Raw genomic sequence first — 22015 nt, 5'->3', positions numbered from 1 at the left:
TGATGGGCAGGTAAAATCTGTGTCGTGAGAAAATAATGCTCATTTAAAACGATTATTTTTTAAACGCAAAAGAGCTTATTCAAGTAACGTTAGTTTGTCTCAAAATTTCAGTAGCACCATCCACAAATCAAACACCCTACCCCAAAACCACCCAACCCATTGTTTTTAATGGTTTTTACTAAACTAAACGTGCAGTAACAACCGCTACTCAACAAAATATGTAAACTACTGTGATAACTAAATTATAATTCATATACTTCGTTAAAAAAGTGGGGGTCAAAATGAGATTAACCTTAATGCTGTTGTGCTGTCTGGTGCCAACTTTAGCCTGGGCAGGTGAACTGCCAAAACCTGTTGGAAAACCTATTTTGACGATTTACGGTAATATAGAAAATACCAACGAAGAGGGAAAAGCAGTGTTTGATCTCGCCAGCCTTGAAAAACTAGGGATGGTGAGTTTCGAGACGACATCGCCCTGGTATAACGGACGTACAAAGTTTGAGGGTGTCCCTATGAGAAAACTCATGGATTATGTGGGGGCAAAGGGTACTAACGTTAACGTCATTGCGCTCAATGATTACTCTACCGTCATCCCTCTTAGCGACTTCAAAAAATACAACGCCATACTTGCCTTAAAGGTCAATGGCGAATATATGCGCATCCGCGACAAAGGCCCGTCGTTCATTGTTTACCCTTATGACAGTCTTCCTGAGTTGAATAATCAAATTTATTATTCGCGTTCAGCATGGCAGGTTAGCAAAATGAAGATTGAGTAGCAGTTCAGGAGAACATAATGAACAGGATACTGGTTGGTATCATTTTTTCTCTTTTTATCACGACAGGATATATTGCATTCCTTGTTTACGATCGACAGCAGGAGTTGCAAAAACTGACTCAATACACCGAGTCCTGGTCCGTGGCTCAACTGGTATCAGAGTATTACCGATTTGAATCATGGCTTGGTCTATACGCAACCGATACCGATGACGTTACGATAGACCAGGTCCGCATGCGTCTTGAAATTATGCTAAGCCAGAGCGATTTAATGAACGGCGGGGATTTAGGTCGCTATATTGACAGCGATAAAATGCACCAGGAACTCGCTTCGCGTTTAGAGAAAATACTGGCGTATCTGGATGGCAATCTCGAAAAAATGAGCCATTCGGAGTTACAGGCATACCTGAAAAATATGCATATGCTTGATGCGCCGCTCAGCCAACTTTCGGCCACGGCATTAACAAAAGATATTAATACAGTTAATGAATCAAACAGAAAAATCCAAATCCTCTATTATATTTACTCCGCACTTTCATTACTTCTGGTGATTTTGAGCTTTATTCTGGGCTTTTTAATGATCTACCAGAATAAAAACATTCTCAAAGCCCACATGCAGGTTAAAAGCCTGGCTGACGAACTACAGATATCAAAAGAAACGCTGCAGATTCAGAACGCGAAGCTGGAGTATGATGTTTATCATGATTCCCTGACCGGTATGAAAAACCGCCTTTTCTTCTGGGACGATCTCAACAAAATTAATCTTCAGGCGGATAAAAACCATATCCCCGTCACGGTGATGTTATTTGATTTAGACCGGTTTAAAGAGGTCAACGATACCTATGGTCATGATGCCGGAGATTTACTGCTGAACCAGGTCTCCCGCCGCCTTACCTCAATGAGCAGTGCGACGGATACGTTTTACCGTTTGGGTGGCGACGAGTTTGCCCTTCTCTCCAGCGGCCTGACGGAAAGCGCTGCGGTTTCGCGCGCCAAAGAGATCAGCGATCATATCAGCCAGCCCTATACGATTAATAACCAGCTGATAAAAATTGCCACCTGCGTGGGTATTGTTTTATCGGATAACGAACGACGCTCTGATTATCTTTACAAGTTTGCCGATCTCGCCCTCTACGAAGCCAAAAAAGAGGGCTCGCAGCAGATAAAAGTCTTCCGTCAGTGGATGCTGCAAAAACTGCAGGAAAGCAGAACCCTTGAACATGATATGGCGCTGGCGCTCGATCACCATGAATTTGTTGTGTATTACCAGCCTATTGTCGATGCATTCAGCAATGATATTTACGGCTATGAAGCGCTTATTCGCTGGATACACCCGCAGAAGGGAATACTGTCGCCGGATTACTTTATCTCTGTCGCTGAAAAAACAGGGATGATCAATGAGATCGGTAAAAATGTGCTTGAGCTTGCCTGCCGGGAGGCCGTTTCCTGGACGGTTCCGGCACGGATCTCGGTGAACGTCTCGCCTGTTCAGTTAGGCACGAAATCCTTTACGGCGATGGTGCAGTCTATTCTGAAAGAGACTGGGCTACCGGCCAATCGCCTTGAGTTAGAAGTCACCGAGTCTTCACTCTTCAGTGACAGCAACACGCCAGTCACTATTCTCAAAAAGCTCAGATCGCTGGGGGTAAGAATTTCGATCGATGATTTCGGTACCGGGTATTCATCGCTCTCACGGCTCAGTGAACTCAACTTTGATAAAATCAAAATAGATAAATCCTTTGTGAATCCCATCTCCACGCAAGATGATGCGCTGAATATCGTTAAGCTGATCGCCGGTATGGCGAAGAGTCTTAATATGAGGGTCATTGCAGAAGGTGTCGAAACCGAAGCTCAGCTTGAACGTCTTCAGGCGCTTGGCTGCGACCTCGTGCAGGGCTATCTGTTCGGAAAACCGCAGGCTGAAGTCGACAAAAAAATAAAAAGCGGTGCAGCGTGATCCCACCGGGATCACACTTTTCAGCCGTGGGTATTCACATCCCCTCACCAGCTGTTACCATTCACCCCGTAAATACCTTTCAACTCAACCCGAGGCTTTGATGCTGGAGAATGTAATCATCCGATAATCAGCTCCCCGACCTTTCAGGCCGGACTGATTATCAATGCGCCGAAATCGAATGCGGGCACCGCTGTGTGTTTGCACGTTTTGCACATGATGATTAAACAGGTTTTCCAGTATGAATTTATCCCGTCAGGAACAACGTACCTTACACGTTCTCGCCAAAGGTGGCCGTATTGTGCACGTCCGCGATACGTCCGGCCGCGTCACCGCCGTGGAATGCTACAGCCGCGAAGGGCTGCTGCTGTCTGATTGCACGCTCGCCGTCTTTAAAAAACTCAAAACTAAAAAGCTGATCAAATCCGTTAAGGGTCAGCCCTACCGCATCAATACCACCGGGCTGAACAACGTTCGTGCTCAGCCTGACAATCGTTAAGGAGAGGAATATGGATATCCCACGTATTTTTACCGTCAGCGAAAGCGAGCACCGCATTCATAACCCCTTTACGCCAGAAAAGTACGCCACGCTGGGCCGCGTGTTACGCATGAAGCCAGACACGCGCATTCTCGATCTCGGCAGCGGCTCGGGAGAGATGCTTTGCACCTGGGCACGTGACCACAGGATTACCGGCACCGGCATCGACATGAGCCCGCTCTTTACTACGCAGGCCAAACTGCGCGCAGAGGAACTGGGCGTTGCCGAACGCGTTCAATTTATTCATAACGACGCGGCAGGTTACGTTGCGGATGAAAAATGTGACGTGGCGGCGTGTATTGGCGCCACATGGATTGCAGGTGGCGTCGCCGGAACGATGAGCCTGCTGGCACAAAGCCTTAAGCGCGGGGGAATCATGCTCATCGGCGAACCTTACTGGCGGCGGCTTCCCGCAACGAATGAGGTCGCTCTGGCCTGTGGCGCCTCGTCCATCGCAGACTTTCTCACCCTGCCCGACCTCGTCGCCTCTTTCGATCAGCAAGGCTATGACCTGGTGGAAATGGTGCTGGCCGACCAGGAAGGCTGGGACCGATACGAAGCCGCGAAATGGATGACGCTGCGTCGCTGGCTGGAGCAACACCCTGACGATAACTTTGCGCAGGAGGTGCGAGCGGAGCTGAAAAGCGCGCCTGAACGCCATGTGACCTACACGCGGGAATACCTCGGCTGGGGCGTGTTTGCGTTAATGGCACGACAGGAGGACGTTTGCGGTGCCGCCTAAAGGGGAAACCGGATCACACTGAGTATAAATCGTTGTCGAAACCCGTGGGGTAATAGTCTGATGGCGTGCTTATGCAGAAGCCTGAAGAAACAGTGGATGACCAATTTTCGTTGTCCAGGATATTGCCTCACTTTCGCCTGCCCTTACCGCCCCCTCCGGGGCGGTAAGGCTTTTTTGCCTTGTGAAACGCCCTGACTGGTCAACCCCTGGTTCCCAGTTCTGAACGAATGAGGCATTACAAGTTGGTAGTCGAATGATAAGGTAGATTTCCCTCTCTCTACCGGGATGAAGCCAACGTGAGTATTTCAGACAACTATGAATGGTATAAGAATGACTACCTGGTGAGTACAGACAGAGAAAAGCTGGACGTGCAGGCCATCCATCAATATCTGACGAGATCAACCTGGGCAAAAGGTATTCGCCTGGACATAGTCTCTTCCTCAATAGAAAACAGTCTTAACTTTGGCGTTTACCATAATGGAAACCAGATTGGTTTCGCTCGTCTGATAACGGATTATGCAACCTTCGCCTACCTTTGCGATGTTTATATACTTGAAGACTATCAGGGTGAGGGGCTTGGAAGATGGGTTATGGAATGCATTCACAGTCACCCCGTGTTTGAGCCGCTTCGCAGGATCATGTTATTTACTACCACCGCGCCCTGGCTTTATGAGAAATTTGGCTACGAGCCCGTTAACAGGGAAAACTATGCCTGGACGATTACGCGGCCTGATATTTATACGGGTGGGGAAAAACAGGGTTGAGATTAGTTGATCGCAACAGAAGTAAAAAGACCAAGTGTAGCTGGTCTTTAGTTTGGCAAAGCTCTTCACCGTCCAGCTGTTCGACCCCACTTCGGCATGTTTCAGAATCAGCTCTACCGCCCCGTAGTTTAATCTGGCGGAAATTTGTAATTACGCAGAGTCTGACGAACACCAATACGGAGCCGTGCACGTATGCTTTCACGCACCAGCCAGTCGACGATGGTTGACTTTCTCAGCTGTCGAGTGACCTCGACAGCCGCTCTTCTGAGCGTTTCATCGCCGAATTCATGCACCGCACTTTCGTTTTCTGCCAATGCATCGTAGAAGGTAATTTCATATGGGTTTAAGCCCAACGTATCATCGCGCGTCATCGCCTCCAGGAACGCTTTCGCCATCAGGATCAACACTTCAACCACCTGTGCGATTTTAATCGCACGGTAACTGAAGTTAGCATCCGCGAAGGTATTAATCAGAGTGGTTAAAACCTCGTGCCTGGCAAAAACTGGCTGATGAGGTTCATCTTCGGGGTGTTTTTTTCAATTCCATCCAGCGGATTGTCTACCAGCCAGGTAACAGAGCCCAGCTTGACATAATTCCCCGTGGTTTCATCTACCCACAGCACGATGCAGGTCGGCAGCATGGCTTTGTTTTTCAGGGTGTACCAGCATGCGGCTTTTGGCACCCAGAAGATGTTCTTTTTAGTGTAGTAATCTTCCACTTCCAGCTCATTCAGGAACTATTGCTCGGCGTTGTTCATGAAAATCTGCGAAGTCGATCGCAGCGAAAGCGCAAAAATGTCTTATCGCAAATTCATTTTTGGAATACAGTTCGCAAAAAGATACCCAGAACGTTAATGATTACAAACGAAACAACGTAAAGAAATTTGCTTTTGATCGCTAAATAATAGGAAACTAAACCGCCATTCCATTAGCGCTCCTTGCTTGCACCGTTCATCCCCTGAACGGTCGGGATTGTTTGCGGATCATGGCGCGGCGATGACTATCACAACGTATAAATTTTGATTAAAGGTAATCAAAATGTTGTCGATGATAATTTGAATGCTGATTAATATATTCAACGGGTAAAAAATATGTCCTGGCTTAATTCCTTTTTAGTGACGCTTACATCTGTGGAGCCGCATAATGTGCCCTTCACTGTAATCAGCATCGTATGCCTGGCCGTTGCCTGCTTTATTTTCTTTTATTTACTTCGGGCCATTAAAATTGTTAACAGTCTGAAAAAATACACCCAATCAATTAATAGCATTGAAAGCAACTCCCCAAGGGAACAGCTTGCACATCTGCAAAATCTCTTTAAACGTCCAGAACTCAAACATGCATGGAATGAGTTTGAAGAGTCGTTACACCCGCAGAGTGAGTTGGAAGATGGGGAGGAAAAAATCGTCCGCATACGTGCCACTGCGCCAAGTTCGAGCTACTTCTCTGAGCAACAGTTAGTCGATATTCCACTTAATACCGAATTCTTCAAACACCTGCCCGGTATTCTGACCGGTGTTGGGATTATCGGTACGTTTTACGGTCTGATGATTGGCCTCAACCACTTCGACCCCAGCACTCCAGAGCAGGTTACCAGCAGCGTCAATAATTTGCTGCACGATGTATTGTACGCATTCCTTGGCTCTGCCGTGGCTATTGCCGCCTCAATTTTCGTCACATGGCTGGAAAAACTGTCCATAGCCAAGTGCTATAAGTATCTCGAAAAATTTACCGCCGCTATCGACAAGCTCTACGTTAGCGGTGTGGGCGAGGAATACCTCGCCTCGCTGGTGAAATCCAGTAACGAAAGCGCTACCCAGGCACGCCATCTGAAAGAGAGCCTGGTCACCGATCTTCGCGATATGCTGCTGCATCTCGCCGAAAGCCAGAAAGTTGAAAATGAACGCCTCGCGAATACATTGAGTAATACCTATCGCGAATCAGGCGCGCAGTTTGCCGACCAGGTGAGCGGAGCAATCGAAAATAGCCTGAAGTCTCCGCTGGATAAAATTGCGGGTGCGGTACAGACCGCCAGCGGCGATCAAAGCGGCATGGTACAGAACATGCTGCAGGATGTGCTGACCGCATTTATGGCGAAGCTCGATACCACCTTTGGCCAGCAGTTTACGAATCTCAACGAAATGATGGGGCAAACCGTCGGGGCTATCCAGACGATGCAAAGTGGATTCTCCGCCCTGCTACAGGATATGCGTCAGGTTAGCGACGATTCCCGTCAGGGAAGTGCACAGCTGATTGAACAGCTTCTCTCTGAAATGAAATCCGGACAACAGGCGATGCAGGCTGGTATGAATGACATGCTGACCAGCTTACAAGCCTCTGTCGCGAAAATTGGCGCTGAGGGTGAAGGCGCCGGTGAACGGATGGCACGGCAGCTTGAGAAAATGTTTGCCGACAGCGAAGCGCGAGAAAAAGCGCAGGCAGAACATATGTCCGCCTTTATTGAAGCCATTCAGAATTCAGTGCAGCAGGGACAAAGCGCAACCATGGAAAAAATAGCGGCCTCAGTCGAAGCACTCGGGGAACAGTTGGGCAGTCTGTTTGGCCAGATAGATAAGGGTCAGCAACAGATATCAGCGAACCAGCAGGCTAACCAGCAGTCTCTGCACGAACAGACGCAGCGTGTGATGAGTGAAGTAGACGATCAGATCAAACAGTTGATTGAAACCGTTGCTAGTCAGCATCAGGGAACCACCGAAACGCTGAACAAACTTGCAGAACAGACCAACCGACAGATTCAGGATATGCAAAACGGCGCGGATAAAATGCGTGTTGCCGCCGAGCGTTTTGAACACGCAGGCGATAAGGTGTCGGAGGCGAATCACCTCACGGCTGACGTATTGAATAAAGTGCAGTCGGCGGGATCCTCGCTCTCCCTTGCAACCAGCGAACTCAGTTCAGTAGTGGCCGATTATCGGAACAATCGTGAAGCCGTCAGCAAATCCATTGCCATGCTGGAGCTGCTTGCAGCCAACACTCAGTCTGAACAGACTACCCGCAGCCAATTTATCACCGATCTCAAACAGCACGGTGAACGCTTGCAGAGCTATAACCGTGAAGCACAGACCTTTATGGAAAATGTCAGCGATGTGCTCGGGAAAGGCTTTGAAGACTTCTCAGAGGGCGTTTCGCGCAGCCTGGATAAAACGCTGGGCAAACTGGACGTCGAAATGGCGAAAGCCTCTAATCTGCTTGCAGGCTCTGTCGAACAGATCGGTGAAAGCGTCAGCGAGCTTGATGATGTTCTGTCTCGCGTGCGTGCCTGAGGAGGTGACAGCTGATGTTTGGGAATGCATTTGGCGTTAAAAAGCGCCGCAGTGATGAAGCTGAGAAGCCCTTCTGGATTTCTTACGCCGATCTGATGACCGCCATGATGGTGCTATTTCTGGTGGTGATGGTCGCGTCGCTAAGCTCCGTTACACAACGCATTCAACGCGCGGAGCAAGGAGAAAAAGTCAGGGGACAGGACATCGCCAGATTATGTGAGCGCCTGGAGCTGCATGCCCGCAGTGTATACAAAACCATCGTGGTGGATTGCCACGATAACCGCATCAGCTTTGGTGAAGCTGGTCGTTTCGATCACAATCGATTTTTCCTGAACGTAGAAGGACAAAAAGCTCTACAGGATGTGGTTCCTCTTGTACTTGAAGCCTCCGACAGTGAAGAAGGCAAAAAGTGGTTTAAGCAAATCGTCATTGAAGGATTTACCGACACCGACGGTTCGTACCTTTATAACCTGCATCTTTCCCTACAGCGTTCTGAATGGGTCATGTGTAGTTTGCTCGATAGCCGCAGTCCTCTACAAAAAAACATTTCTGCAGAACAGCAGATCCAAATTCGTAAGCTTTTCCTGGCGGGGGGCGTTTCGTTTAACAACGCGAAAGAGAGCAAAGAAGCCAGCCGTCGCGTCGAGTTGCGTATGCAGTTCTTCGGGCTGAAAGATAAGCATGCTGCAGACGAGGTGGATTTCCCGCCTGTTGTGAATAAAGAAGTTTGCCAGCTGGTAATGCCGCAATGACGCCCGCATTGAGTTCTCTAGCGCAGCGCATTGCAGCTAAGCTCTCTTCCAGCCAGCAGGAGGAGCATTTTCTGCGCAATGATTTCCACGCGCTGGCCTCTGCTGGCCGCGAGATGGAAAAGCGATTTGATAAAGCAGAGAAAATCCCCCCCCCGCCACATGAAATGCGGCTGGCGGCACTGCGTCGTTTTCGTCTTGCAGAAGAACTGACCGAACGTGAGTGGCGAATGGTGTTTTATGGCCTCGCCGATACCGATCCGCTCTACCCTGACAGGCCAGTATTACTGGAGGATGATACACTCTTCCCCCGCGTCGACAGCGCTATTCAAAAACAGATTCAATCCAGGACACTGAAACGGAAGGACTGGGCGGCACTTTGTTCAAGTTATTTTGCCTACAAACACGAATCGCCAGAAATCAATCCACACTGGTGTGTACTGCGTGGTCATATCGCCCATGGATACTCAGTAGTAAAAGCCGCTATCCGCAGAGAAAAACCGTGGATGAAAACCATTGAGTTTTATCACGACATTTTTACGCCTCAGGCTGGCGGTGTGATATCACAACAACTACTTTCCGGTGAGAGCAACTCCCTATCATCTTTAGAGAAAATAGCGCAAATTCCCGACAGTAGCTGGTTGTGGAAACGTATTTTCACGGTGCTGCTGGCGCAGCTTGATACTCTGGATGATCCTCAATACCTGGACAAAATCAGCTGGCTATTGAGCCTGGCCGCGCAGTGGGTACGTTTTCGTGATGACATTATTACGGCAACGCTGACTCGCTATTACCATTCAACCTATCGCGATCAAGCTCATTCCGCCCTGAAACAGGCAGCTCTTGAATACTGGGATAACCCGCAGCTCAAGAGTCAGCAGAATAAGTGGCATCAGTATGTTTCTGAACCTGTCGCTGCAATGGTGCGGGGCTGGTTAGCAAAACAAGACCTGATGCATTTCTTTGAGCTACTACGCGGCAACGGCGATGTCGATCAGGCACGACTCCACTACTGGCTGCGCTTCGCAAACCAGATGGGATTTACCCGTATCGTGATGGGACCCGATGCCTGGCACGATGGTAGCAGTGACTTTGTGAAATTCCGCGAGGAGAATCGTGGAAGGCTGAGCCATCTGCGTGGTGGGCGTAGTTTCGATAATGCTATGATTATGCAGATAAACGATTACATTTTCGTTGAGTTTTCCGGGACGGGGAACGCGATGTATGCCTACCGAGTGGGTCAGGCTCCCTTTAACCCTGAGTCACATTCATTAGATATTAATATCCAGTTGAAAGATAAATATCGTAATGTTCTTCGTCTTCCACATACCCCAAGAGCAGAAGGGTACAACAAGACCCGCATCACCGGCTGGATGCTTAAATACGAAGATGAATTGCGTAAGTTAGGTATCCGCTGGATGGCTGAAGAGCCCGTCAAATTTGTAGATAAAAAAGCGCCCTCTCCCGCCTCGGTATCTGACATCAAAATCATCAATCCATTGCGGGATACAGCAATACAGCGCCTGGTTGAAAACACCTCATGCATCGTCAGCGATAACCGACAAAAAGGTGGCGTGCTCTCTGTACAGCTCAAAGCACCCGACGACACGACGGAAAGAGAGTTACTTCGACTGGGTTTCGCCCCTGTGCTCAAAGAGCCGCATCGCTACTGGATCAAATAATGCTGAAACGTCTGCTAAGTAAACTGACGGGAAACCGTCAGCAGATAGAACACCATCTGAGAAATCAGTATCAGGTTGAGGAAAACGGACTCAGTTTTCCGCAATCTTTAGTTGATGACCCAGATCTTTGGGCTCTGGCATCCTGGCTTGAGCAACTGGCCGAAGAAGACTATCTGATTTCACTAACAGACCGCTGGTTATTGAGCTGGGATAATTTGTATCGCCTACTGGAGGACGAGGAACACTCCAGCAGTCTGCCTCTAATTGGCGTTCCAGAGATATTACCATTACGTGCAAGACTGAGTTCGCGTGGGGCATTAAACGATAGTGATTTTCGTGTCTGGATTGCGGAATGGACTTTGGTTCCAACCCGTAAGTCGATTCGTTTCAATCGTACCGGCGCAATTTTTAATTATGAAAATCAACAGCATTTGTTATCACGGGAAAACTGGGCTCTTTTGCAGACAATAGAGCAGCTTAGTACCCAGCAAATTCAGACCCCAGGCGAAACCACTAACCAGTTGGGGTGGGCCGCAATTCGCAAATGTGCGAAACAGGCCTCTGCAAAATTTGATGACTATTTAGAAAAAACGCACGTTATCAAACCAACGTCGTTGTCATTACGCCTTCGTAAGGCTACGGTTGCTGATACCGCGGTTATCGAGATTGAACCTCACTTTCAAGACCAGCCCGCTAACTGGCTCGACAGTTTTGACAAGAACTCACAGGTTCACGATAGCTATCGCATACCCGGAGAGAATGGCGAACTCAGCCATGTCATCATCCCACCTGAAGTGAAAGAAGTTCTGAATTCAATACATGCAATCCCAGGGCGTAGAGTGGCCGGTAGTGAAGCGCTTTCCTTTGTTCGCAACCCCTATACTTTCCTGGGTGAAGATGCCGCCAGTGTTATTTCCCCTGAAGAACATGAGCAAGCACTTTTTGATGCCCACATTTTCTTCCATCATTTCAGACTTCAGCCCCGTGTAAATGATGAGAACAAGATAGACGATATTAAACTGGTACTTGAGCCTATCTCTCCCATACCACAACCGGAAGTGACATTTCTTTTCTCCGCACCATGGGAACTGGATAAATTTGTTCAGAGCTTAGGTATCAGTGTTGCTGCGCAAATGCCAGCAGGTTCCTGGCAGGGTTACGAACTGGAACTAAGTCAATTCACTGAACAGCAATGGCATGATTGCCAATCGCTGTTGTCGCGCTGGCAACAGGAAGTTGAAGGTAAAGAATTTAACGATGTCCTTGATCTCGGTAAATATGGCGATCGCGTTATCGGCATTGGTGAATTTGAAAAAATATCCTCGCCATGGCTGACCAAGGCGCAAAGTGAAAACTGGCTCCCTGATGGGGTCGACTTCTCCGCATTTTCGGTTGAAGCCCTGGATGGCTGGCAACCAGATAACCTGCAACATTTCGATGAACTGCAGGAAAGAATCACTCAGGCAGAAGCGACTGGCGAAACGCATATCATCTTCCCCTGGAATGAGACTGAACTGCCATTGGATGCGGCGAAAACCTTCAGTAAGAACTGGGAAAAGCAGCAAAATATAGCACATGATTTAAAGAGTAACGTTGTTGAAAAAGCAGCCCGGGCAGTGCTCAAAATTGAACAGAATATTGAAGAAGCTGTTTACATTAAACTGCGCCGAGATTCACTCCTCAATGCGCGTCATGCCGAGCCTGAAATTCCACTGAGCCTTAAAGAACACATCCGGCTCAAAGACCATCAGCGTGAAGGCGTGGCCTGGCTCCAACAGCTTTTCCTTCGTTCGCCTCAGGAAACTACAGGTTGCCTGCTCGCGGATGATATGGGGCTGGGGAAAACGCTGCAGATCCTGAGCTTTTTGGTTTGGTTCATTGAAAAATTCCCTGACGAGCCACCCAGCCTCATCGTTGCCCCTGTCTCTCTTCTGGATAACTGGGAGCGTGAACTGGACAATTTCTTCTATACATCTGGCATTCCAGTAATGAAATTGTATGGCGACACCATCAAAGCGGTGAAGTACCCGAAACAGGCTATTCCTGCTCATCTGCAGTCTCAGGGGATCAAAAATCTGCTTAAACCCGGCTGGCAGGGTGACGCGAAAATTATTCTGACAACCTACGAAACACTTCGCGATCAGGAATTTTCACTGGGGCGCCAGCCCTGGTCCATTATGGTGTGTGACGAGGCACAAAAAATAAAGAACCCGGCAGCATTAATTACTCATGCAGCCAATGCGATACAAGCACGATTTAAAGTGGCATGCACCGGCACGCCAGTTGAAAACACGCTTGTAGATCTCTGGAGCCTTTTTGATTTCGCTCAGCCGGGTCTCTTAGGAGCGCTCAATGAATTTGGCAAATCCTACGTTCGCCCTATCGAGAACGAAGCGGGTCGTGATACAGGACAGCTTGAAAGTTTACGAGCGTTGATTGAACCACAAACATTACGCCGAACTAAAGAAGAGGTTGCGCGTGACTTGCCACAAAAAATCGAAGTCGTCAGCTGTAAGCAACTGCCGCTTTCTGCCCCTCAAAGGCAACTGTATCTTTCTTCGATAGCGAACTGGCAACAACAGCAGGCGCTTAGTGAAGGAATGCAGCAAGCAGGCGCGGGTATGTTAGGGTTATTGCATCGTCTTAAACTCATTTGTGCACACCCGGCAGTCGTTAACCCAGAACCTCGCTATCGGGAAGCCTCACCCAAGCTTAATTGGATGTTGAAAACATTGGATGAAATTAAGCACACCAGCAAAGACAAAGTAATCATCTTTACTGAGCTGCGCGATCTTCAGCGCGAGATACAACACGCTATTCAACAGCGATTTGGTTTCCGTCCAGTGATCATCAACGGCGACACCAGCACTAAAAGTCATAGTCAGAATAACCGCCAGCGACTGATTGATGATTTCCAGGCCCAACCCGGCTTTGGCGTGATCATTCTCTCCACCGTCGCGGTTGGTTTTGGGGTTAACGTACAGAAAGCAAACCACGTTATTCATTTCACCCGCTGTTGGAATCCGGCAAAAGAAGATCAAGCAACTGACCGCGCTTACCGTATCGGCCAGACAAAGGATGTGTATGTGTATTATCCCACGGTAACGGACTCTGAAATCACGACGTTTGAAGAAACGCTAGATGAACTCCTTCAGCGTCGCCGGGCATTGGCGAGGGATATGTTGTGCTCTGCACCAGATTTAAGCAGTGCTGATTTTGAGAACATTTTAAAAGGGTCTTAAGCACTCATTTTTCAAACAACAAAAAGATGTTTCCATCCATATCACTTCCAAAAGTTGTTGCTGACCACCTCCATAAGAGGTGGCGTTATCGCACTGGCTTCATAGCGAGGAATTGGTACATCGGCGCCTTAGCGTCGATACTCACCTGACCGAAAATACGCGACAAATTGATTTAATTTTCGGGTGAGCTGTCCCAGATTTGTCCCACAGTGAAAATAAAGAAGGTACAAATGAAGCGTAACTACTTGATATGGATGGTGCCGATAATAGGAGTCGAACCTACGACCTTCGCATTACGAATGCGCTGCTCTACCAACTGAGCTATATCGGCCCTGAGAGTCCGGTTACGAGTGTAACCACGGGGCAAAAGGTTAGATCTAACCGGGTGATGCGTCAATGCCCTTTTGAATCAAACGGCTATTTTTGCATCACCCGTGATTATTTACGCACGAATTGTATCGTCACCGAAGCCGATCCACTTGTAGGTGGTCAGTGCTTCGAGGCCCATAGGGCCGCGCGCGTGCAGTTTCTGCGTGCTGACCGCCACTTCTGCGCCAAGTCCAAACTGGCCGCCGTCGGTGAAGCGCGTTGAGGCGTTGACATACACCGCAGAGGAGTCCACTTCGTTCACGAAGCGATCGGCATTGCGCAGCGTACGCGTCAGGATCGCGTCAGAATGCTGGGTACCATGCTCACGGATGTGGGCAATCGCGTCATCGAGATCGCTAACAATCTTCACGTTCAGATCCAGCGACAGGAACTCGTCATCGTACTGCTCAGCTTTGACTGGCACTACCTTAGCCGGGCCATCCTGGAGCAGTGTGAGCGCATTGGCATCCGCGTGCAGCGTTACGCCGCTCTCCGCCATCTGTTTGCTCAGCGCCGGGAGGAAGGTATTTGCAATACCCTGATGCACCAGCAGCGTTTCCACGGTGTTACAGGTACTTGGACGCTGAGTTTTGGCGTTAACGATAATCTTCAGCGCCGGGGCAATCTCTGCGCTGTCATCGACAACGATATGGCATACGCCGATACCGCCTGTAATGACCGGAATAGTGGACTGTTCACGGCACAGCTTGTGCAGACCTGCGCCACCGCGTGGGATTAGCATGTCGATGTATTTATCCATGCGCAGCATTTCGTTGACCAGCGCACGGTCTGGGCTCTCGATTGCCTGCACGGCTCCCGCCGGTAAGCCACACTCTTCCAGCGCCTTCTGAATGACGTTTACCGTTGCGGCGTTGGTGCGCCAGGTCTCTTTTCCGCCGCGCAGAATGGCAGCGTTACCGGTTTTCAGGCACAGAGAGGCGACGTCAACCGTCACGTTTGGACGGGCTTCATAAATCACACCAATGACGCCGAGCGGCACGCGGCGACGCTCCAGACGCAAACCGCTGTCAAGCAGCCCACCGTCAATCACCTGCCCTACCGGGTCAGCCAGATTACAAACCTGACGGACATCATCAGCGATGCCTTTCAGGCGCGCCGGCGTCAGCGCCAGGCGGTCGAGCATCGCTTCGCTCAGGCCGTTTTCACGCGCCTCAGCTAAATCTTGTTCGTTGGCTCGCAGGATCTCAGCGGATTGCGATTCCAGATAATCAGCGATTTTTTCCAGCACGCGGTTTTTCTCACGGCTGGAAAGGAGCGCCAGTTTGTAAGAGGCGGCCTTCGCGGCTGCGCCCATTTGTTCCAGCATGTTCTGGCTCCTTAACGAATAATCATGTCATCGCGGTGAACGGCAACCGGGCCATATTCATAGCCCAGAATGGCGTCGATCTGCTGCGAATGGTGGCCCGCAATGCGGCGCAGCGCGTCGCTGTTATAGCGGCTTACGCCATGGGCGATATCGCGACCTTCAAGGTTACGGATGCGGATCACTTCACCACGGGAGAAGTTGCCTGTCACGCTTTTAATTCCTTTAGGAAGCAATGAACTCCCTCGTTCCAGAATCGCCGCCGTCGCGCCTTCATCAACGGTGAGCTCACCGGCAGGAGGCGCGCCAAATATCCAGCGCTTGCGGTTTTCCAGCGGGGATTCCTGCGCGTGGAAGCGGGTGCCGACAGAGATGCCTTCCATCACGTCACCAATCACGCCCGGGCGGCTGCCCGCCGCAATAATGGTGTCGATACCGGCACGGCACGCCACGTCAGCAGCCTGCAGCTTGGTTCCCATGCCACCGGTTCCTAACCCTGAAACGCTGTCACCGGCGATGGCACGCAGCGCATCGTCGATGCCATGAACGTCGGTGATCAGTTCGGCTTCCGGGTTGGAGCGCGGATCGGCGGTAAACAGCCCTTGCTGATCGGTCAGAAGCAGGAGTTTATCAGCACCGGCCAGAATGGCGGCCAGCGCAGAGAGATTATCGTTATCCCCCACTTTGATTTCAGCGGTGGCAACGGCATCGTTTTCGTTGATGACGGGAACAATGTTGTTGTCCAGCAGCGCGCGCAGGGTATCGCGCGCGTTCAGGAAGCGCTCTCTGTCTTCCATATCCGCGCGCGTCAGCAGCATCTGCCCGACGTGAATACCATAGATAGAGAACAGCTGTTCCCAGAGTTGAATGAGTCGGCTTTGTCCCACGGCGGCCAGCAGCTGTTTAGAGGCGATCGTCGCGGGGAGTTCGGGGTAACCCAGATGTTCACGCCCGGCGGCAATCGCCCCGGAAGTCACAATCACAATACGATGCCCTGCGGCATGCAGTTGAGCGCACTGACGTACAAGCTCAACAATGTGGGCGCGATTTAGGCGGCGCGATCCGCCTGTTAACACACTGGTACCGAGTTTTACCACCAGTGTCTGGCTGTCACTCATGATTCTCTGCCGTTCAACGATAAGGGAAAGTAATGTCGAACGAACGTTTTAACAGGAGTCAGCCCGGTTGCCAACTGCCTTAGTACATCACAAAGCACTTTGTTGCGCGGGATCAGGAAGCGTAGCGGCAAAATTTGACGGATTTATTACCGAAATAATAAATCACAGTTTTTTAAAATTATTCTTAGTTTGTCATAAAAGTTTCATTCCAGAACGATAAAACCCTTCCTGTTTTTTCACGGGACTTAAGCATGAGCTTATCGTCCAGCGAATTTTTTTAGCGCGTTTATAAGACAGGATCGAAAATGAAAAAGAGCACTCTGGCATTAGTGGTTATGGGCGTGGTGGCTTCTGCATCCGTTCACGCAGCTGAAGTTTATAATAAAAACGGTAATAAACTGGACGTGTACGGCAAAGTTAAAGCGATGCACTATATCAGCGATGATGACACCAAAGATGGTGACCAGACGTACGTTCGCTTCGGTTTTAAAGGTGAAACCCAGATTAACGATCAACTGACGGGCTATGGCCGTTGGGAAGCCGAATTTGCCGGTAACAAAGCCGAAAGCGACTCTTCTCAGAAAACACGCCTGGCGTTTGCGGGTCTGAAACTGAAAGACTTTGGTTCCCTGGATTATGGTCGTAACCTGGGTGCCCTGTACGACGTCGAAGCGTGGACCGATATGTTCCCTGAGTTCGGCGGCGACTCTTCCGCACAGACCGACAACTTTATGACCAAGCGTGCCAGCGGTCTTGCAACCTACCGTAACACCGATTTCTTCGGTGCGATTGATGGCCTGGACATGACGCTGCAGTACCAGGGCAAAAACGAAAACCGTGACGCCAAAAAACAGAACGGTGACGGTTTCGGTACCTCTCTGACCTATGACTTCGGCGGTAGCGATTTCGCCGTCAGCGGCGCGTACACCAACTCTGACCGCACCAACGAGCAAAACCTGCTGGCGCGTGGTCAGGGCCAGAAAGCGGAAGCCTGGGCTACCGGTCTGAAATACGACGCGAACGATATTTATCTGGCAGCCATGTATTCCGAAACCCGCAATATGACGCCAATTTCCGGCGGCTTTGCTAATAAAGCGCAGAACTTTGAAGTTGTTGCACAATATCAGTTCGATTTCGGCCTGCGCCCGTCTCTGGGCTATGTCCAGTCTAAAGGCAAGGATATCGAAGGGATTGGTGACGAAGACCTGGTGAAATATATCGATGTCGGCGCGACCTATTACTTCAACAAAAATATGTCCGCATTTGTTGATTATAAAATCAACCAGATTGACGACGATAATAAACTGGGCGTAAGCAGCGATGATATTGTTGCGCTGGGTATGACGTACCAGTTCTAAGATTATCCGAATAAGAAAATCCCGGCAGATGTGCCGGGATTTTTTTTGCCCGAAATGAATGCGGTCTGATGCCCTCACCCCGGCCCTCTCCCACAGGGAGAGGGAGAAAAGCATTACGCGGTCAGCTTCACCGCTTCGCTGGAAAAGTTATCCGCGGGTTCGAACTTCAGCTCCAGAGAGGCCAGCAGTGCGCTCGCTTTGTCATGGAACTCTTTGAGGGTATATTCCAGGCGATCAATCACTTCCTGATCGTTGATGGTGGTGGCCTGCCAGTTGCCGTCTTTATTAAACAGGCCAAACTGGTAGCTATAGGTAAAACGTTTCTCCTCAGCTTCCATTTCCATCCACCAGCCCCAGAATTCACGTTTTTCGGGTGCAGGCTTCACGTTGACGCAAACAGCCAGGCAGTCGAAAAAAAAGCGATTCTCTTCACACTGCTCTTCTCGAATATACGGGCCGAGAGCCATAAATTTCTTAATCAGCCTACTTTTCGGGTGTCCACTCGGTAACGTCATTGCGATCTCCTTTTGTGAAGCCACTGTTTTACCAAACCAGCAAAATTTAGCAATCTATTAACACAATCTCTGAGCGATCCAGCGCGTAATCTCTTTCAGTGCTTTGTCGAAATTCTGATATACCGGGCTGAACGGCACCTCAAGCAATTTGCCATCCGCAGATGACGAAGTGATTAAGCGTGACTCTTCCTCCGGGCTGAACGGATCGTTTTTCCAGAAGCCGGACAACATCGGCGTCGGGCAACGGCGTCCCAGCAAACCTTGCGTTTTTAACGAGTAACGATTGAGCTCAACGCGCAGCGCTTCATCTGATGCATCATGCATGCCAAGGCGGCTGGCCAGCACGTCAAGGTACATTTCCGGCACGCTGCCCTGACGGGCAGGATCGCTAAGCAGGGCGTGGACTACCGGGCCCAGGCACGCGACGGCCTTCAGGCGCGATGATTCAAGATAAGCCAGACGCACTGCGACGTTCGCCCCAAAGCGGAAGCCGAATGCCGCCACGCGGGTGTGGTCAACCCAAGGAATGTTTTCCAGCGCTTTTAGCGCATGCTGGTGCAGCAGACTGGAATCCTGAGTCAGCTTCCATTTGGATGAGAAACCAATTGAGGGCATATCAAGCGTCAACATCGCGATCCCTTTTGGTGCGAAGTAACGCTCATACAGGCTGTAATAGTCGATTTGCAGCGAATCCAGCCCGCCGCACATCAGGACGGTCGGGAACGGGCCGTCTCCTTCAGGCATATGAAGGAAGCCGGTGACGGGCGCACCGCCGGGAATGGTGAACTCCAGTTCGCGCATCTGGCCCGGAAGGCGCTGAGCCGCTTCTTCATAGGCTCGGTTCGCCAGCGCCTGAGCCTGCTCAGCCAGCTCATCACCTTTTAAATGCGGGTAGGCGGCAATGGCGTAGAGATTGGCCGCATGGAGCCAGTGCTTGCCGCTCCGCGTAGCATCTTCCTCCTGGCTGGCTTTTTGCTGCCAGAGCATCGCCTGTTTAGACCATTCATAGATCCAGTTGCCGCCGCGATAGCCGACCACCGTGTCGTAGAGTTCGCTGTCTGTGCGCTCCGACTCGCTCATGACGATACGCGCCTGCACATCCAGGATTTCACGCGGATCAATACCGCGCCAGATCCACATCAGGCGGTTAATCATGCGATACCAGTGGGGGACGTTTTTGCCGTCTAAGGCAGACTGGACGGCAGGCTGGATACCCGGATTGAACCGACGGACCAGCGTCGACGTTTCAGGGTGTTTGAAACGGGGTTTGAAGAGTGTCTCGGTGAGATTCGCCTGCGTCATTGCGTTGCCTCCATGGATACGTCATATAACGTCCATTGTAACGCGTGGCAGGATAAAAAGAACAACGCCCGACATAGCCGGGCGTGTAAAGTTACGTGCGGAAATTAACGGCCTGAAATAGGCGGTACAAAGACCACGCCCATATCCCATGGCTGTTCAATCCAGGTATCCTGAGGGATATCAATCACGTAATCGTCAACCAGTGGGCGACCCGCCGGTTTCGCGAAGATAGTGACGAAATGCGCTTTTGGATACATTTCGCGGATAGCCACCGCGGTACCACCGGTGTCCACCAGATCGTCGATGACGATAAAGCCTTCACCGTCGCCTTCAGCGCGTTTCAGCACTTTCAGCTCACGCTGGTTGTCGTGGTCATAGCTGGAGATGCAAACGGTATCGACATGACGAATACCCAGCTCACGTGCCAGCAGCGCCCCCGGTACCAGACCGCCACGGCTGACGGCAATAATGCCTTTCCACTGTTCGGAAGGCATCAGACGCGCAGCCAGTTTGCGGGCGTGAATCTGCAACATGTCCCAGGTGACGACGTATTTTTCGCTCATGTGAAGTGTCCCAGCCTGTTTTTATACGGCTTAAAAAGTGTTCGAGGGGGAAATAGGTTGCGCGAGATTATAGAGATCTGACGCACTAAAAACCAGTGTTTAGCGCCCTCTGCCTGAGTTTTTACATGCTTTATGCTACCAGCCCGCAGAGAAAGTGGTATTCTCAGTTGCATCTCGCAAGCCTGTCTTGTGGTAACTATTAACCTGCTAACCCTGTGACCTGCAACCTTGTTTGCAGAGCATCGACAAGGAGACTTATCGTGTCTGAACTGTCTCAATTATCTCCGCAGCCGCTGTGGGATATTTTTGCCAAAATCTGTTCCATTCCACACCCTTCCTACCATGAAGAACAGCTTGCCGAACATATTATGGGTTGGGCGAAGGAAAAAGGTCTGCACGCTGAGCGCGACCAGGTTGGTAACATTCTTATCCGTAAACCGGCCACCGCCGGCATGGAAAACCGCAAACCGGTTGTCCTGCAGGCGCACCTGGACATGGTGCCACAGAAAAACAACGACACCGTTCACGATTTCACTAAAGACCCGATCCAGCCCTACATCGACGGCGACTGGGTGAAAGCGCGCGGCACCACCCTGGGTGCAGATAACGGCATCGGCATGGCCTCTGCGCTGGCCGTGCTGGCGGATGACAGCGTTGAGCACGGTCCGCTGGAAGTGCTGCTGACCATGACCGAAGAAGCGGGCATGGACGGCGCATTCGGTCTGCAGGCGAACTGGCTGCAGGCTGATATCCTGATCAACACCGACTCCGAAGAAGAAGGTGAGATCTACATGGGCTGCGCGGGCGGGATTGATTTCATCTCTACCCTGCCACTGTCACGCGAAGCGGTGCCTGCGGGTTACCAGACCTTCAAGCTGACGCTGAAAGGGCTGAAAGGCGGCCACTCCGGCGGCGATATTCACCTGGGCCTGGGCAACGCCAACAAACTGCTGGCACGCTTCCTGGCGGGCCACGCGGCTGAGCTGGATCTGCGCCTGGTAGACTTCAACGGCGGTACCCTGCGCAACGCGATCCCACGCGAAGCCTTCGCCACCGTTGCAGTACCAGCAGCAAAAGCGGACGAGCTGAAAAAACTCTCCAGCGTCTACCTGGATATCCTGAAAAACGAACTGTCAGCGAAAGAGAAAAACCTGACCGTGGTGCTGGAGTCTGTTACTACCGACAAAGCCGCGCTGACCGTGCAGTCTCGTGACACCTTTGTCCAGTTGCTGAACGCGACGCCAAACGGCGTGATCCGCAACTCTGACGTGGCGAAAGGCGTGGTAGAAACCTCACTGAACGTGGGCGTGGTCACCATGAGCGACGACAGTGCAGAAATTATCTGCCTGATCCGTTCCCTGATCGACAGCGGTAAAGAGTACGTGGTGAGCATGCTGGAATCTTTGGGGACGCTGGCGGGTGCCAAAACCTCCGCTAAAGGCAGCTACCCGGGCTGGCAGCCGGATGCCAGTTCTCCGGTGATGGCGCTGGTGCGCGAAACCTATCAGCGTCTGTTCAACAGCACGCCGAACATTCAGGTGATCCACGCGGGTCTGGAGTGTGGTCTGTTCAAGAAACCGTATCCGAACATGGACATGGTCTCTATCGGGCCAACCATTACCGGGCCGCACTCGCCGGATGAGCAAGTTCATATCGAAAGCGTGGGCCATTACTGGACCCTGCTGACCGAGTTGCTAAAGGCGATTCCTGCTAAGTAATTCGTCGTCTGTTGCCCGGTGGC

Annotated in this window: 17 protein-coding genes, 1 tRNA gene and 1 pseudogene; 11 read left to right on the top strand and 8 right to left on the bottom strand. The window is 50.6% G+C overall.

Annotation, left to right across the window (positions count from 1 at the left end; genetic code table 11):
* The first annotated feature begins 281 nt into the window (after positions 1-281).
* From G0034_RS04535 to G0034_RS04515, 5 genes are all read left to right on the top strand, one after another.
* Positions 282-776, top strand: a complete 495-nt coding sequence (locus G0034_RS04535; RefSeq protein ID WP_032628721.1) for a putative pterin-binding protein — start codon at positions 282-284, stop codon at positions 774-776.
* A 17-nt stretch (positions 777-793) separates the two neighbouring features.
* Positions 794-2731 carry a putative bifunctional diguanylate cyclase/phosphodiesterase gene (locus G0034_RS04530; protein ID WP_179120550.1) on the top strand — a complete coding sequence of 646 codons (1938 nt, stop codon included), beginning with the start codon at positions 794-796 and terminating at the stop codon, positions 2729-2731.
* 238 nt (positions 2732-2969) lie between these two features.
* A complete protein-coding gene (locus tag G0034_RS04525; RefSeq protein WP_014882706.1) occupies positions 2970-3227 on the top strand; it encodes a YjhX family toxin in 258 nt (85 codons plus the stop codon).
* A gap of 10 nt (positions 3228-3237) precedes the next feature.
* Entirely contained in the window at positions 3238-4008 is a 771-nt protein-coding gene (locus tag G0034_RS04520) for an SAM-dependent methyltransferase (protein ID WP_179120549.1), read from the top strand.
* A gap of 296 nt (positions 4009-4304) precedes the next feature.
* Positions 4305-4772, top strand: coding sequence for a GNAT family N-acetyltransferase (locus G0034_RS04515; RefSeq protein ID WP_014882704.1), 468 nt, complete (start codon positions 4305-4307; stop codon positions 4770-4772).
* Positions 4773-4900: 128 nt separating this feature from the next.
* Here G0034_RS04515 and G0034_RS23265 read toward each other — a convergent pair whose 3' ends face one another.
* Positions 4901-5179: a type I restriction enzyme endonuclease domain-containing protein gene (locus G0034_RS23265; protein WP_014882703.1), complete on the bottom strand. Its 279-nt coding sequence runs from the start codon at positions 5177-5179 to the stop codon at positions 4901-4903.
* Positions 5180-5212: 33 nt separating this feature from the next.
* Positions 5213-5502 (bottom strand): annotated as a pseudogene (locus G0034_RS04505) (SAM-dependent DNA methyltransferase); the annotation flags it as partial.
* A gap of 360 nt (positions 5503-5862) precedes the next feature.
* Between G0034_RS04505 and zorA1 the strand changes: the two are divergent.
* From zorA1 to zorD, 4 genes are read left to right on the top strand one after another with little or no spacing between them, the layout of a single operon-like run.
* Positions 5863-8052: a type I Zorya anti-phage system protein ZorA1 gene (gene zorA1 / locus G0034_RS04500; protein WP_014882701.1), complete on the top strand. Its 2190-nt coding sequence runs from the start codon at positions 5863-5865 to the stop codon at positions 8050-8052.
* 14 nt (positions 8053-8066) lie between these two features.
* Positions 8067-8804 carry a type I Zorya anti-phage system protein ZorB1 gene (zorB1, locus tag G0034_RS04495; protein WP_179120548.1) on the top strand — a complete coding sequence of 246 codons (738 nt, stop codon included), beginning with the start codon at positions 8067-8069 and terminating at the stop codon, positions 8802-8804.
* The gene (zorC, locus tag G0034_RS04490) at positions 8801-10483 is read left to right on the top strand and encodes a type I Zorya anti-phage system protein ZorC (RefSeq protein WP_023338110.1); all 1683 of its coding nucleotides are present in this window, start codon (positions 8801-8803) and stop codon (positions 10481-10483) included. The genes zorB1 and zorC overlap by 4 nt, the downstream gene beginning before the upstream one ends.
* Positions 10483-13725 carry a type I Zorya anti-phage system protein ZorD gene (zorD, locus tag G0034_RS04485; RefSeq protein WP_014882697.1) on the top strand — a complete coding sequence of 1081 codons (3243 nt, stop codon included), beginning with the start codon at positions 10483-10485 and terminating at the stop codon, positions 13723-13725. Before zorC ends, zorD begins: the two co-directional genes overlap by 1 nt.
* 255 nt (positions 13726-13980) lie before the next feature.
* Here zorD and G0034_RS04480 read toward each other — a convergent pair.
* From G0034_RS04480 to proB, 3 genes are all read right to left on the bottom strand, one after another.
* Positions 13981-14056: transfer RNA gene (locus tag G0034_RS04480), tRNA-Thr, on the bottom strand.
* 111 nt (positions 14057-14167) lie between these two features.
* Complete coding sequence (gene proA / locus G0034_RS04475; RefSeq protein WP_014882685.1) at positions 14168-15421, bottom strand: glutamate-5-semialdehyde dehydrogenase; 1254 nt, start codon at positions 15419-15421, stop codon at positions 14168-14170.
* 11 nt (positions 15422-15432) lie between these two features.
* Entirely contained in the window at positions 15433-16536 is a 1104-nt protein-coding gene (gene proB, locus G0034_RS04470; protein WP_014882684.1) for a glutamate 5-kinase, read from the bottom strand.
* 305 nt (positions 16537-16841) lie between these two features.
* Here proB and phoE point away from each other — a divergent pair, with 305 nt between their 5' ends.
* Positions 16842-17894, top strand: coding sequence for a phosphoporin PhoE (phoE, locus tag G0034_RS04465; protein WP_063944063.1), 1053 nt, complete (start codon positions 16842-16844; stop codon positions 17892-17894).
* Between the two features lie 113 nt (positions 17895-18007).
* On the opposite strand, the gene crl is transcribed toward phoE, so the two are convergent.
* The 3 genes from crl to gpt form a co-directional block, all read right to left on the bottom strand.
* Positions 18008-18409, bottom strand: a complete 402-nt coding sequence (gene crl / locus G0034_RS04460; protein ID WP_014882682.1) for a sigma factor-binding protein Crl — start codon at positions 18407-18409, stop codon at positions 18008-18010.
* 57 nt (positions 18410-18466) lie between these two features.
* Positions 18467-19711 carry an esterase FrsA gene (gene frsA / locus G0034_RS04455; protein ID WP_014882681.1) on the bottom strand — a complete coding sequence of 415 codons (1245 nt, stop codon included), beginning with the start codon at positions 19709-19711 and terminating at the stop codon, positions 18467-18469.
* A gap of 104 nt (positions 19712-19815) precedes the next feature.
* Positions 19816-20274 (bottom strand): xanthine phosphoribosyltransferase, encoded by a 459-nt coding sequence (gene gpt / locus G0034_RS04450; protein WP_003863205.1) that lies wholly within the window; start codon positions 20272-20274, stop codon positions 19816-19818.
* Positions 20275-20534: 260 nt separating this feature from the next.
* On the opposite strand from gpt, the gene pepD reads away from it, so the two are divergent.
* Positions 20535-21992, top strand: coding sequence for a cytosol nonspecific dipeptidase (pepD, locus tag G0034_RS04445; RefSeq protein ID WP_014882680.1), 1458 nt, complete (start codon positions 20535-20537; stop codon positions 21990-21992).
* Positions 21993-22015: the final 23 nt, after the last annotated feature.

This window comes from Enterobacter sp. T2, assembly GCF_010692925.1.
In the GTDB taxonomy this organism is placed as follows: domain Bacteria; phylum Pseudomonadota; class Gammaproteobacteria; order Enterobacterales; family Enterobacteriaceae; genus Enterobacter; species Enterobacter kobei.
The sequence above is the reverse complement of the archived record's forward strand: the minus strand, read 5'-3'. Positions and strand labels throughout refer to the sequence as shown.

Coding starts and splice junctions, on each gene's coding strand:
- G0034_RS04530 (WP_179120550.1), top strand. CDS start 794: ATGAACAGGATACTGGTTGGTATCATTTTTTCTCTTTTTATCACGACA.
- zorB1 (WP_179120548.1), top strand. CDS start 8,067: ATGTTTGGGAATGCATTTGGCGTTAAAAAGCGCCGCAGTGATGAAGCT.
- frsA (WP_014882681.1), bottom strand. CDS start 19,711: ATGACGCAGGCGAATCTCACCGAGACACTCTTCAAACCCCGTTTCAAA.
- crl (WP_014882682.1), bottom strand. CDS start 18,409: ATGACGTTACCGAGTGGACACCCGAAAAGTAGGCTGATTAAGAAATTT.
- zorA1 (WP_014882701.1), top strand. CDS start 5,863: ATGTCCTGGCTTAATTCCTTTTTAGTGACGCTTACATCTGTGGAGCCG.
- G0034_RS04525 (WP_014882706.1), top strand. CDS start 2,970: ATGAATTTATCCCGTCAGGAACAACGTACCTTACACGTTCTCGCCAAA.
- gpt (WP_003863205.1), bottom strand. CDS start 20,274: ATGAGCGAAAAATACGTCGTCACCTGGGACATGTTGCAGATTCACGCC.
- G0034_RS04535 (WP_032628721.1), top strand. CDS start 282: ATGAGATTAACCTTAATGCTGTTGTGCTGTCTGGTGCCAACTTTAGCC.
- proA (WP_014882685.1), bottom strand. CDS start 15,421: ATGCTGGAACAAATGGGCGCAGCCGCGAAGGCCGCCTCTTACAAACTG.
- zorC (WP_023338110.1), top strand. CDS start 8,801: ATGACGCCCGCATTGAGTTCTCTAGCGCAGCGCATTGCAGCTAAGCTC.
- zorD (WP_014882697.1), top strand. CDS start 10,483: ATGCTGAAACGTCTGCTAAGTAAACTGACGGGAAACCGTCAGCAGATA.
- proB (WP_014882684.1), bottom strand. CDS start 16,536: ATGAGTGACAGCCAGACACTGGTGGTAAAACTCGGTACCAGTGTGTTA.
- G0034_RS04520 (WP_179120549.1), top strand. CDS start 3,238: ATGGATATCCCACGTATTTTTACCGTCAGCGAAAGCGAGCACCGCATT.
- phoE (WP_063944063.1), top strand. CDS start 16,842: ATGAAAAAGAGCACTCTGGCATTAGTGGTTATGGGCGTGGTGGCTTCT.